Here is an 11,722-nt window from a genome sequence, read left to right as displayed (position 1 = left end):
GTAAACGCGGTTACAACGCCAGGGACAGCTACTCGTCCGCGCAAGAACTGCAGGCTAAACGCATTGATGTACCTGCGCCAGGCGACATCCGTTGCGCCCAGCGTGCACGCCAACGGCCTGAAGCGCGGCCGATATGCGCCCTCTGCCCTACAGAATTACCGGCTCACACTGCCCCCATTAGTGCGGCTTCATGCACCGGGCGCCGGCTGTGGCCAATGCCAGCAAGCCCATGACGGTTGGGGCGAGCGCCCCATCGCATCTGGCCAATTTGGTCGATTATCGGGCGCAGTTCAACGCAAGGCCTGACGCTTCCAACACCCAATACCCATGACACGACCACGACGTTTGGCCCCTGCAGCGTGAACAGCACGGTCGGCCTGACACATCGTTTTAAAGAGGATGTCTTAATGAGTGATTACACCCACCCCTATCGCGACAGCGAGTTCGTCCTGCAGCAACTGGTCGAATTTGAAGCCTTGTGTGCATCGGCACATCGGGATGACATCAACGATGAACTGGTGTCCGCGATTCTGGCCGAAGCCGGTCGTCTGGGCTCTGGCGTATTGGCACCGCTCAACAGGATTGGCGACACCCAGGGCGCACGTCTGGGCGAGCACGGCGTTCAGGAAACTCCCGGTTTCGCCGATGCTTATCAGCAGTTCCAGGCCGGCGGCTGGCCTTCGTTGACTGCAGCGGAAATCTGGGGCGGCCAAAACCTGCCAAATGTGATCGGCACTGCCGTCAATGAAATCTGGCATTCGGCCAACATGGCCTTCGCCCTCTGCCCGATGCTGACGCAAGGTGCAATCGAGGCCATCGCCCACCACGGCTCGCCCGCCTTGCGTGATGCCTACCTTGCCCCGTTGGTCAGTGGCGAATGGACCGGCACCATGAACCTCACCGAGCCGGATGCCGGTTCAGACCTGGCCGCGATCAAGAGCCGTGCTATCCCTCAGGGCGACCATTACCTGATCAGCGGGCAGAAAATCTTCATCACTTGGGGCGACCACCAGATGACGGAGAACATCGTCCATCTGGTACTGGCCCGGCTGCCAGATGCACCGGCCGGCGTAAAAGGCATTTCGCTGTTCGTCGTGCCTAAATTCCTGCTTGATGCCCAAGGCAAGCCAGGCGTACTCAACGATGCCCGCTGCATCGCGCTGGAGCACAAGCTGGGCATCCACGGCAGCCCGACCTGTGTCATGAGCTTTGGCGATAACGGTGGCGCCATCGGTTACCTGGTGGGCGAACCACACCAAGGGCTGGCGTGCATGTTCACCATGATGAACCACGCTCGACAAAGCGTTGGCCTGCAAGGCCTGGCCATCTCCGAACGCGCCTACCAACACGCCTTGCAGTACGCCAAGGACCGCCTGCAAGGCACGCGCAAGGACGGTAGCCGCTTCTCGATCATCCACTTCCCGGATGTACGGCGCATGCTGCTTCAGATGAAGGCGTCCATCGAGGCAATGCGAGCCCTGGCACTGGTGGCTGCCGCCGAAGTGGACCGGACCACCTACGCACCTGACGCAGACGCGGCAAAGCTGCATCAAGGTCGCGTCGACCTGCTCACCCCCATCGTCAAGGGGTGGCTGACCGAGATGGCGCAAGAAGTGACCTCCCTCGGCGTGCAGATTCACGGTGGCATGGGCTTCATCGAAGAAACCGGCGCCGCCCAGCATTATCGTGACGCCCGTATCCTGACCATCTATGAAGGCACCACCGGCATCCAGGCACTTGACCTGGTCGGGCGCAAGACACTGCTCAACGAAGGCCAGTTGATCAGCCGTTTGCTGGACGATATCGGCGAAACCGTCGCTGTGCTGCAACGCTCGACGCACCTCGCCAATCAGGCTGCAGCACTGGAAGGTGCCTTGGGCGCTGGCCGGCAGGCCCTGCGCATTCTCCTCGACAATGCGAAAAACGACGCGCACCTGGCAGGTAGCATCAGCGTGAACTTCATGATGCTGTTCGGCTACCTCTGCGGCGGTTGGCTGATGGCTCGCTCGGCCTTGAGCGCACAAGCCCTGCTCGACGCCGGCAGCGGCGATCCTCAGTTCCTGAAAGCCAAGCAGGTCACTGCCGACTTCTATGCCGAACAGCTGCTGCCGCGCGTGCATGCCCTGCTGACCGCCATTGGCAGCGGCAGCAGAAGCATCATGGCCCTGGACGACGAACAATTTTGACTGCGCGTTCATTGACTAGCCCCCAGTAACGACTGGCACTGCGAACCACTGCGGTGGCCTTTAACGGTCACCGCACGTTTGCAACACACGTTTGCCCCAAAACATAGCGATACCCGCCTTGATCGTGTCGGCCTCCCCTTCTGCCCACCCCCAAGAACAATCAGGCGAGCAGCGCTTCGCAACGGCCCAGCTGAGTAATGACGCGCGTACCCACTGGGCGTTTGATGCCCGGTAGCCCGTCCATTTCTCCCCTATTTGAGGTTTTCCCCATGCACGCTTCGCGTATTCGACTGGCTTCCCTGCACGACAAAATCATGAGTGCGACGCAGGCAGCACGGCTCATCAAAGACGGCATGACCATCGGCATGAGTGGCTTTGGCGGTGCGGGAGACGCCAAAGCGGTCCCCTTGGCATTGATCGAGCAGGCCAAGAGCATGCCACTGAAAATCAACCTGATTACCGGCGCCAGCCTTGGCGGAGGGCTGGATGGAAAAATGGCCGAAGCCGGCCTGCTGGCACGGCGGATGCCCTTTCAAGGCGATGCCGTACTGCGCAAAGCCATCAACGAAGGGCGCGTCATGTTCATCGACCAACACCTCTCGGAAGTGGTCGAGCAGGTGCGCGATGGTTTCCTGCCCACCCCGGATATTGCGGTCGTCGAAGCGGTGTCCATCACCGAGCAAGGGCATATCGTACCTACGTCCTCGGTGGGCAACTCGGCAAGCCTGGCCCTGGCGGCCAAGCAGGTAATCGTCGAACTCAACCTGGCGAGCAATCCGCATTTCGAGGGGTTGCATGACATCTACCTGCCTCAAGATCGCCCTCACCGTGGCCCGATCCCCATTCGCCACTCAAACGAGCGCATCGGTAGCCAGGCAATCGACATCGATCCGTCACGCATCGCCGCCATCGTCATCTGCAACTCGCCCGAGGCGACCGTGACCATGTTGCCGCCTGACAATGACACGCAGGCCATCGCCGACCACCTGGTGCGGTTCTTCGAGCACGAGGTGGAAATGGGCCGCCTGCCCAGAAACCTGGCGCCGCTGCAAGTGGGCGTGGGTTCCATTGCCAATGCCGTGATGTGTGGCCTGATCAACGCGCCCTTCAACGACTTGGTGCAATACTCCGAAGTCCTGCAGGACTCCACGTTTGACCTGCTTGACGCCGGCAAGCTGAAATTTGCCTCGGGATGCTCCATCACCCTGTCCGGGCCATGCGGCGAGCGAGTCTTCGGCAACCTGGAAAAGTACGCTGACCGCCTGGTACTGCGCCCCCAGGAAATCTCCAACCACCCGGAAGTCATTCGACGCCTGGGGCTCATCGCAATCAACACCGCGCTGGAGTTTGATCTCTACGGCAACGTGAACTCCACTCACGTCTGCGGCACCCAAATGATGAACGGCATCGGCGGCTCCGGGGACTTTGCCCGCAACGCTCGCCTGTCGATCTTCGTGACCAAGTCGATTGCCAAGGACGGGAACATTTCACGCGTAGTGCCCATGGTCAGCCACGTCGACCACACCGAGCACGACGTGGATATTCTGGTCACTGAGCACGGCCTGGCTGACTTGAGGGGCCTCGCGCCTCGAGAGCGGGCACGGGTGATTATTGATCAATGCGTACACCCAGACTACCGCGCGGCCCTCGATGACTACTTCAGCGCCGCCTGCCTGCTGGGCGGACATACCCCCCACGACCTGAGCCAGGCGTTGAGCTGGCATGTACGCTTGAACAAGACAGGCAGCATGCAGCAACCCGACTGACGCCCTCGCACACCGCAGCAGCGCAAACGCGCGGCACTGCAACTGAACGGCCACCCCCAGGCCGTTCGGTTCTGCGCTAAACCCCGTCACCCGCGCATCACCGCCTGCGTGCTGTTCGGTCCCGAACAGCCATTCAGCACTTTGTTCGGTGCAGTGCTTCCAACCTTACCGCTCAATACAGCCAAGTCATTGTTTTAAAAGCATTTTTAAACATGGCATGGTTCTCGCCTTGTTCCTCTCAGCCTAGAAATGTGCCGGCCACTACTGATCGTTGAGTGGCCGGTCGAGCTGTACATGCCTTGAAGAGGAATACGATGAAATTTCTGAAAATTCTGTTCAGCACCACGTTGTTGTTTGGCGCCAACACCTACGCCAGTGACGACGTGCCGTCATTGGCAGGCAAGCGCATCGCCATCAGCATGACCGGCACCAGCCATTACTTCGACGTGAAGGCGTTCCAGGCTCAGGTCGACGAGGTAAAACGCCTGGGCGGTACTCCCATTACGCTGGATGCCGGCCGAAACGACAAAAACCTGGTCACGCAACTGCAAACCGTAGTCACCCAAAAACCTGATGCCGTTATCCAGACGCTGGGTACGCTGAGCGTGATCGACCCTTGGCTCAAGCGCATCAAGGCCGCCGGCATCCCGCTGTTCACCATCGATGCGCCCTCGCAGTACAGCATCAACAACACCACCTCGGACAACTACGCAGCGGGCCGTTTGTTGGCGGAGCAACTGGTCAAGGATACCGGTGGCAAGGGCAACATCCTGGTGTTCAACGGTTTCTATGGCGTGCCCGTATGCCGCATCCGCTATGACGAACTGATCAAGGCGCTGGCCGACCATCCTGATCTGAAGGTCATTCAGCCCGAGCTGCGTGACGTCATCCCCAACACCGTGCAAGACGCCCGCTCGCAGGTCGCGGCGTTGCTCAACAAGTACCCAAAAGGTGAGATCGCGGCCATCTGGTCGGCCTGGGACATCCCGCAACTGGGCGCCAGCCAGGCGCTGATTGACGCCGGGCGCACCGAGATCAAGACCTACGGTGTCGATGGCACACCGGAAGTGCTCGACCTGATACAGCGAGACGATTCGCCCATCGGCGCCGTTGTTGCCCAGCAACCCGTCTTGATCGGAAAAACCGCAGTACAGAATGTCGCGCGTTACCTGGCCGGGCAAAAAGACCTGCCTAAGGAAACCCACGTTTCCACCCTGCTGACCACAGCAAACAACCTGGATGAAATGCAACAACTGCGAGGTGACCAATGAGCCAGAAAAGTAATTTCGATATCGGCCGACGCGCCCTGCTGGGCGCTGGCGTTACCCTGGCTGCCGGCCTTGGTCTTTCTTCCCTGGCCCGAGCAGCCACCCCGAGTGGCAGCGCCAGCGGCGACGCACCGGTGCCTTCACTGGCGGGCAAACGCATTGCCATCAGTACCGTGGGCACCAGCATCTACTTCGATAGCCGTGCGTTCGCCGCGCAGGTCGAAGAGGTAAAAAGGCTGGGCGGAACGCCCATCACCCTGGACGCGGGGCGCAACGACAAGGCCATGGTCACCCAGCTTCAGAACCTGGTCACCCAGAAGCCTGATGCGGTGATCCACACGCTGGGCACCTTGAGCATCATCGACCCCTGGTTCAAGCGTATTGCGGCGGCCGGCATTCCGCTGTTCACCATCGAGGTGCCGTCGCAGTACGCCATCAATACCATCTCGGCGGACAACTGGAGCACCGGCCTGATCCTGGCCAAGAAGCTGGTGGCGGACCTGCGCGGCAAGGGACGCGTGCTGGTGTTCAATGGCTTTTATGGGGTGCCAAGCTGCGGTATTCGTTACGACCAGTTAAAGCTCGTGACCAAGTTCTACCCACAAATCGAGTTCCTCGAGCCGGAGCTGCGTGATGTCATCCCCAACACCGTGCAGGACGCCCGCAGTCAAGTCGCCGCGCTGCTGAACAAATACCCCAAGGGCGAGATCGATGCGATCTGGACGGCCTGGGATTTGCCGCAGTTGGGTGCCAGCCAGGCGCTGATCGACGCAGGGCGCACCGAGATCAAGACCTACGGCGTCGACGGCACACCGGAAGTACTGGACCTGCTTAAACAACCCAATACGCCGGTCGCCGCCGTGGTTTCGCAACAACCGGCACTGATCGGACGCCTGGCGGTACACAACGTCGCCCGTTACCTGGCAGGTGAGCACGACCTGCCCAAGGAAACCTTCGTCGAGACACTATTGACCACAGCGGACAACGTCGATGACGTTCGCCGCCTCAGGGGTGATGCTTGAACAACATCCCTGCCCTGGAGCTTCGCAACCTGACCAAGCAGTTCGGCGTCACGCGGGCGCTGGACGATGCCAGTCTGCGCGTCCAGCGTGGCAGCGTGCATGGCCTGGTCGGTGAGAACGGTGCTGGAAAGTCGACCCTGATCAAGGTGCTTGCCGGCATTCATCGCCCGGATGCCGGCAGCCTGTGGGTGGACGGTCAGCAATACACACACTTCACGCCGCGCCAGGTGGCACGTCTCGGCATTCAGTTCATTCACCAGGAGCGACTGCTGCCCGCCAGTTTCACGGTGAGCGAGGCGCTGTTCTTCGGCCAGGAAATACACCGCGGCCCTTTCGTCGATCGCCGTGCGCAACAGCGGGAAGCCGAACGCCTGCTTGACGCGTATTTCGACCTGAAATTGCCGCCGGATGCATTGATCGGTGAGCTGAGCAGTGCCGAGCAACAGGTGGTGCAGATTACCCGCGCACTGATCGCCAAACCCAAGGTGCTGGTATTTGATGAGCCCAGCGTAGCGCTGGTGCAACGCGAGGTTGAGCAATTGCTGCGCATCGTCAAGCGATTGCGTGATCAGGGCTTGGCGATCATCTACATCTCTCACTACCTGCAAGAGATCGAACACCTGTGTGACCGGGTGACCGTGTTGCGCAATGGGCGTGATGTCGCCGAGGTCGATCCGCGCAGCACATCGCTGGCAGAAATTACGCGCCTGATGGTCAACCGCGAAGTGGCCGAAATGTACCCCAAGCAGCCGGTCGCATTGGGCGAGCCGCTACTGCAGGTGAGCGGCCTGCAGAAGCGGCATGCCTATCGCGATATCGACCTGCTGGTGCGCCGTGGCGAGATCGTCGGCCTCACCGGGCTGGTGGGCTCCGGCGCCAAGGAGCTGCTGAAAAGCCTGTTCGGCCTGGACCCGGCGCAACAGGGCGAGATTCGCCTGAACGGGCAACTTGTCGAGTTGAACAGTACTCATCAGGCCGTGCGCGAAGGCATTGCCCTGCTGCCGGAAGAGCGCCGCCGGCAAGGGGTGGCGCTGGACCTGTCCGTTCAGGAGAACAGCACCCTGGCCAGCCTCTCACGCTTCACCCGGTTTGGGCTGCTGTCGGAACGCCGCGAGCAGCAGGAAACCCAAGCCCTGATCGAGCATCTGCTGATCAAGACGTCCGGGCCGCAGGCCAGGGTGCGCCAGCTCAGCGGTGGTAATCAGCAGAAGGTGGCGCTGGCCAAATGGCTGAGCCGGCAGTCGACCCTCTACCTGCTGGACGAACCCAGCGTCGGTATCGACATCGGCGCCAAAGTGGAGATCTACCGTCTGATCGGAAAGCTGGTGGAGCCAGGCGCCGGTGTCTTGCTGCTTTCGTCCGATCTGCCCGAGCTGCTGGGCCTGTGCGACCGCGTCTATGTCATGCACCGAGGGGCCATCATTGCGCAACGCAAGGCCGCCGAGCTCGACAGCGACACGCTACTGGCGCTTGCGTCCGGCACACATCATCAACAGGAACCCGACTATGTCCACTGATCTCTCCCTGGCCAGCGTGTCGGTCCCACGACGCTCGAACCGCTGGCAATTGAAACTGCTGCGCCATGGCGCCTCGCTGGCGTTCCTGGCGATCTTGCTGGTATTTGCCAGTACAGCGCAAAACTTCCTTTCACCCACCAACCTCTCGAATGTCTTCGCGCAGTCTGCAATCCTCGGCCTCCTCGCTTTCGGGCTGACCATCGTGATCATCGGTGGCGGCTCCAACGTGGTATCTGGCGGCCTTGACCTGTCGCTGGCGGCCAATCTCGGGCTGTCGGCCGCCGTCTATGCCACGCTGAACAACGCGGGCGCCAGTGCGGCCAGCAGCATCGCCCTGACCTTGGCATGTGGCCTGGCCATCGGTGCGCTGAACGGCCTGGTGGTGGTCGGCCTGCGCCTGCCGCCACTGCTGGCGACGCTGGCCAGCATGAACCTGATTGCCGGCCTGGAGCTGGTACTGACGGAAAATACCGTGCTGCCAACCGAGTCAGCGCTACTGGAGCTGCTCAGTTTTGGTCATTGGCTGGGGCAGCCGGCATTGGCCTGGGTGTTCCTCATGGCCGCGCTGCTGTTGACGCTGCTGATCCAGTTCAGTCGTTACGGCCTGCGCCTGTATGCCGTTGGCGAGTACCCGGAAGCAGCGACCGCAGCAGGCCTGCCTGTGGCGGTCTATCAGTTCTCCAGCTACCTGCTCAGTGGTCTGTGCGGGAGCCTGGCGTCGTTTTGTTCGGCCGCCTGGTTCAGTGGCAGCACCACCGGCTCTGGGGAGATGCTGCTGTCGGTTGTTGCCATCGCCTTTCTAGGCAGCGTGTTCTCCCGACGCCTGCGCCCGAGCATCAGCGGTACATTGCTGGCCACGTTGCTGGTGGGTTTTCTGGTCAATGGTTTCCAACTGCTGAACATCTCCAGCTTCTGGGTCAACGGTGTACAGGGTGTGTTGATTCTGCTGGTCGTCGCCAGTTCAAGCCTGCTGCGTGGGAGGTCGTGACATGAACCAATCAACCACAGTGCTACCCAGCACCGCCTCGGTATCAATCAGTCGTCAATGGCTGCGCCTGGTCTTGCCCGTCTTGTTCCTGGTGCTGCTGGTATTTTTCGCGGTGAATGCACCCGGTTTTCTCAGTGTGGGCAACCTCAGCAGTGTATTGCTCAACAACTTCGCCCTCCTGGCCATCGTCGCCATCGGCATGACGCTGGCAATCAGCGCTGGCGGTATCGACCTTTCGGTGAGCGTAGCGGTGGATCTGGCTGCACTGACGTTCGTCGTATCGCTCAATGCCGGCTTTGGGCTGCTGCCGGCAATCGTGTCCGCGATACTGGTGGGCGGCCTGACCGGCATGTTCAACGCAGTGTTGATCAGCGGGCTGCGTATTTCGCCATTTCTGGCGACGCTCGGTATGCTCTTTATCGGCACCAGCGTGCAGCAGTTGCTCTCCGACGGCGGCCAGCCGATCTACCTGGCTGCACAGGCACGCCCTGCCCTGGCCAGCATCGTCGTGCTCGGCATTCCGCTGCCGCTACTGATCGTTGCGATTTTGGCGGCGGGTTACGGTGTAGCGCTCGCCAAAGGCCGCTTCGGCCGTCAGGTGCTGGCCATCGGCGAACAACCGGAGGTCGCGCGCTACAGCGGTGTGCCGGTGCAGCGCATCACCGCCCGGGTGTTCATCGCGTGCGCCCTGGCCTGCTCAGTCGCGGGTATTTTGCTGAGCAGCACAGTGAATGCCTACGTACCGATGTCGGGTAACGCCTTTCTGATCAATGCAATCGGCGCCGTATTTATCGGCACCACCCTCAACCGCCATGGGCGGGCCAACGTACCGGGTACACTGCTGGGCGTACTGTTCCTGAACATCACCGCCAATGGCCTGCTGCTGATCGGCTGGAACTTCTACTGGCAACAGGTGGCCACGGGCGCACTGATTCTGCTGGTGCTGTCGTTCAGCTACCTTGGTCGCCGCGTATTCAAGGACCCGTCCTGACCACCCCTGTAGCAGTTGGCTTGCCAACGATGCAGACGCCACGGTCTCGCTGGCACTTCGCCGACGCCATCGCAGGCAAGCCAGCTCCTACAGGAAATGCAGTGTTCTGTGTGGATCGTTGTGGGCGTTGGCTTGTCAACGATGCAGACGCCTCGGACTTGCTGACACTGCGCTGAAGCAATCGCACAGTCCATCCCTGTAGGAGCCGGGCTTGCCCGCGATGCAGGCGCCGCGAACTCACGGGCACCCCACCGATACCATCGCAGGCAAGCCTGCTCAGGTGAAACCAGCCGGTGGTGCCGCTGCAGGGAATGGATATGTTCACAAGGCGAATGACACACCTGCCATGCCGATCCCTCGGGATGGCAGGTGTGTTTTGCTCAGGTCAGTGCCACACCGTTAAGGTAGTGGTCGCCCAAGCGACGGCGCAGTTGCGACAACGGTACGGCATCGCCCTCAATCGACGGGCGCGGCGTTTGCCTTCCGGTCAGTTCGACCTGCAGTTCACTCGCCCGTTGTGCCGCTTCTGCGGCAGCCAAGCGTGCGGTGGCGGCCTCGACCGACGAGCGCCCGGCCTGCGCCAGCAACGCATCGGCGGCAGCAATACGCACCTCCAGGTCACCAATACTTGCGATGGTCAGGGTATCGTCCTTCAACGGGCTGCCTTGCAAGTGTTCGACCAGCGCACGTTGAACATTTTGCGCGAACCCCAGGTCGGCCAGTGTATGAGCGTGAGACATAAGCAGGTCCTCAGTTCCAGGAATGACGTTGTGGATTGACGCCGTTCAGGCGCTGGTTGCCGATCAGGTGGTATTTCCAGCGCACCGGATCGTGCAGCGTATGCGTGCGCGCGTTACGCCAGAAACGGTCCAGCCCCTGGCTGGCAGACACACTGCGCGTGCCTCCCAGTTCCAGCAGCCGGGTCGACGCCAACAAGGCGATCTCGGTAGACAGGACTTTGGCCTGGCCGACAACCACCGAGGCGTGGGCGACGCTTGCTTCGGTAGGCTCCGCAAGCGCAAGGTCCACGGCCTGGGCGGACGCCTGGAGGATCGCTTCGGCAGCGTGCAGGCGCCAGGCCAGGTCGCCAATCGCAGCCTGGCTCAGCGGGTCTTGCCATCCGTGCTGCAAACCACTGTCGACCCACGGGCGCGCCTCTCGCGCCACACGCAGGGTTTCGGCAAACGCGCCTCGGGCAATGCCGGTGTCCACTGCAGCCTGAATGATCTGCGACACCGGCCCATCGGCGGTGGGTCGGTCATAGGCTTTCCAGGCCGGAATCACGGCGCTGAGCGGCACGCGTACGCGGTCGATCAATGCCTTGCCACTGGCGGTGGTGCGCTGCCCAAAGCCATCCCAGTTATCGACAATGCTCAGCCCTTGCGCATCCCGTGGCACAAACGCAATGAACGGCCGGTTCTGCTCATCCACCGCCGCCGTCGGGACAATGTGAGCGAACAGCGCGCCGGTGCAGTAGAACTTCTCGCCCTCCAGCACCGCGGTGTCGCCCTCAAAATGAATGCGTGTTTCAAACGCAGTGACGGTTTTGCTCTTGGCTTCGGAGAACGCATTGCCGAACCGATAGCCGGCAAGCACCTTGGCAAAGTAGTGATGTTGCTGTGCCTCGCTCCCGGTCAACAGCAGGTTGTTGATCACACCGTAGTGATTCTGCGGCAACTGCCCCAGCGAGGAGTCCGCCGCTGAAACGGTTGCCACGACCTCGGTCAGCGTGGCGTAGGACACGCCAGCACCACCATAGGCCTTGGGAACGGTAATGGCCCACAGGCCACTCTCGGAAAAGCGGTCCAGCTCCGCCCACGGCAAACGTCGCTCGCGATCACGCGCAACGGCTTCTTGGGCAAAATCCTGGGCCAGGCGCTGGGCCACCTCAATGGCTTCGGCATCACTACGAATAATATGAGCCGGACGCCGAGGCGCTGAAACGGCCTGCTCGGGCAGGCGGGTATGCAGTCTATCGGTCATG

At 61.4% G+C, this 11,722-nt stretch carries 9 protein-coding genes; 7 read left to right on the top strand and 2 right to left on the bottom strand.

Going from position 1 to position 11,722, the window contains the following annotated elements:
• Positions 1-407: 407 nt before the first annotated feature.
• The 7 genes from CS390_RS10460 (at position 408) to CS390_RS10430 (ending at position 9,738) form a co-directional block, all read left to right on the top strand.
• On the top strand, positions 408-2,186 hold the full coding sequence (locus CS390_RS10460; protein WP_099774294.1) for an acyl-CoA dehydrogenase: 1,779 nt from the start codon (positions 408-410) through the stop codon (positions 2,184-2,186).
• Positions 2,187-2,455: 269 nt separating this feature from the next.
• Positions 2,456-3,952 carry an acetyl-CoA hydrolase/transferase family protein gene (locus tag CS390_RS10455; RefSeq protein ID WP_099774293.1) on the top strand — a complete coding sequence of 499 codons (1,497 nt, stop codon included), beginning with the start codon at positions 2,456-2,458 and terminating at the stop codon, positions 3,950-3,952.
• Positions 3,953-4,266: 314 nt separating this feature from the next.
• Positions 4,267-5,223, top strand: coding sequence for a sugar ABC transporter substrate-binding protein (locus CS390_RS10450; protein ID WP_099774292.1), 957 nt, complete (start codon positions 4,267-4,269; stop codon positions 5,221-5,223).
• Complete coding sequence (locus CS390_RS10445) at positions 5,220-6,242, top strand: sugar ABC transporter substrate-binding protein (RefSeq protein ID WP_099774291.1); 1,023 nt, start codon at positions 5,220-5,222, stop codon at positions 6,240-6,242. The genes CS390_RS10450 and CS390_RS10445 overlap by 4 nt, the downstream gene beginning before the upstream one ends.
• Before the next feature lie 5 nt (positions 6,243-6,247).
• Complete coding sequence (locus CS390_RS10440; protein ID WP_099776624.1) at positions 6,248-7,759, top strand: sugar ABC transporter ATP-binding protein; 1,512 nt, start codon at positions 6,248-6,250, stop codon at positions 7,757-7,759.
• Positions 7,749-8,747, top strand: coding sequence for an ABC transporter permease (locus tag CS390_RS10435; RefSeq protein WP_099774290.1), 999 nt, complete (start codon positions 7,749-7,751; stop codon positions 8,745-8,747). The genes CS390_RS10440 and CS390_RS10435 overlap by 11 nt, the downstream gene beginning before the upstream one ends.
• 1 nt (position 8,748) lies before the next feature.
• Positions 8,749-9,738 carry an ABC transporter permease gene (locus CS390_RS10430; protein ID WP_099774289.1) on the top strand — a complete coding sequence of 330 codons (990 nt, stop codon included), beginning with the start codon at positions 8,749-8,751 and terminating at the stop codon, positions 9,736-9,738.
• Positions 9,739-10,118: 380 nt separating this feature from the next.
• Here the strand turns inward: CS390_RS10430 and CS390_RS10425 are convergent, their stop codons facing one another.
• Both CS390_RS10425 and CS390_RS10420 read right to left on the bottom strand, forming a co-directional pair.
• Positions 10,119-10,478 (bottom strand): hypothetical protein, encoded by a 360-nt coding sequence (locus CS390_RS10425; protein ID WP_099774288.1) that lies wholly within the window; start codon positions 10,476-10,478, stop codon positions 10,119-10,121.
• Positions 10,479-10,488: 10 nt separating this feature from the next.
• Positions 10,489-11,721 carry an SfnB family sulfur acquisition oxidoreductase gene (locus CS390_RS10420; protein WP_099774287.1) on the bottom strand — a complete coding sequence of 411 codons (1,233 nt, stop codon included), beginning with the start codon at positions 11,719-11,721 and terminating at the stop codon, positions 10,489-10,491.
• Position 11,722: the final 1 nt, after the last annotated feature.

It is taken from the genome of Pseudomonas sp. HLS-6 (genome assembly GCF_002753995.1).
GTDB classification, from domain to species: domain Bacteria; phylum Pseudomonadota; class Gammaproteobacteria; order Pseudomonadales; family Pseudomonadaceae; genus Aquipseudomonas; species Aquipseudomonas defluvii.
This window is presented reverse-complemented; position numbering and strand designations above follow the sequence as displayed.

Coding starts and splice junctions, on each gene's coding strand:
- CS390_RS10460 (WP_099774294.1), top strand. CDS start 408: ATGAGTGATTACACCCACCCCTATCGCGACAGCGAGTTCGTCCTGCAG.
- CS390_RS10455 (WP_099774293.1), top strand. CDS start 2,456: ATGCACGCTTCGCGTATTCGACTGGCTTCCCTGCACGACAAAATCATG.
- CS390_RS10450 (WP_099774292.1), top strand. CDS start 4,267: ATGAAATTTCTGAAAATTCTGTTCAGCACCACGTTGTTGTTTGGCGCC.
- CS390_RS10445 (WP_099774291.1), top strand. CDS start 5,220: ATGAGCCAGAAAAGTAATTTCGATATCGGCCGACGCGCCCTGCTGGGC.
- CS390_RS10435 (WP_099774290.1), top strand. CDS start 7,749: ATGTCCACTGATCTCTCCCTGGCCAGCGTGTCGGTCCCACGACGCTCG.
- CS390_RS10430 (WP_099774289.1), top strand. CDS start 8,749: ATGAACCAATCAACCACAGTGCTACCCAGCACCGCCTCGGTATCAATC.
- CS390_RS10425 (WP_099774288.1), bottom strand. CDS start 10,478: ATGTCTCACGCTCATACACTGGCCGACCTGGGGTTCGCGCAAAATGTT.
- CS390_RS10420 (WP_099774287.1), bottom strand. CDS start 11,721: ATGACCGATAGACTGCATACCCGCCTGCCCGAGCAGGCCGTTTCAGCG.